This is a genomic window from Brachymonas moutaii (nom. illeg.), assembly GCF_049977365.1.
Taxonomy (GTDB): domain Bacteria; phylum Pseudomonadota; class Gammaproteobacteria; order Burkholderiales; family Burkholderiaceae_C; genus Brachymonas.
In genome coordinates this window covers 1-560 of record NZ_JBNGEN010000031.1, presented here as the reverse complement: position 1 = coordinate 560, position 560 = coordinate 1, and the positions used below count along the sequence as shown (strand labels likewise).

Here is a 560-nt window from a genome sequence, read left to right as displayed (position 1 = left end):
AGCGGAGCGGCCGCCAACGCCCTGAATGTGGGAGGCGCGCAAATCACCCATGTGGGAGCAGGAGCCGTCACCTCCAGCAGCACCGACGCCGTCAACGGCAGCCAGCTGTATGCAGCCAACCAGGGCACCGCGAGCGCCCTGGGAGGAGGAGCGGGAGTTGACGCGAGCGGCAACCTCACCGCACCGAGCTACACCGTCACCACCAATCCCGCCACCGGAGCCACCGGCACCTACAGCAACGTGGGAGCGGCGCTGAGCGCAGTCAGCACGGCGGCCTCGCAGCCGCTCACCTTTGCAGGAGACAGCGGCAGCAACGTCACCCGCAAGCTGGGCAGCACCCTCACCATCAGCGGAGGAGCCACCGACCTGTCCGGCAGCGGCAACATTGGAGTTGTCGGCAACGGCACCGACAGCCTGAGCCTGCAACTGGCCAAGAACCTCACCGGCCTCACCAGCGTCACCACCAGCGACACGGCAGGCAACACCACCGTGACGAGCGGCAGCGGAGTCACCATCACACCCGCGAGCGGCAACACAGTGAGCCTCACCACCGCGGGCCT

Annotated in this window: 1 pseudogene; it reads left to right on the top strand. The window is 68.0% G+C overall.

Annotated features, from left to right (window positions below):
* Positions 1-560: pseudogene (locus ACP2WS_RS11300) on the top strand (hypothetical protein); the annotation flags it as partial.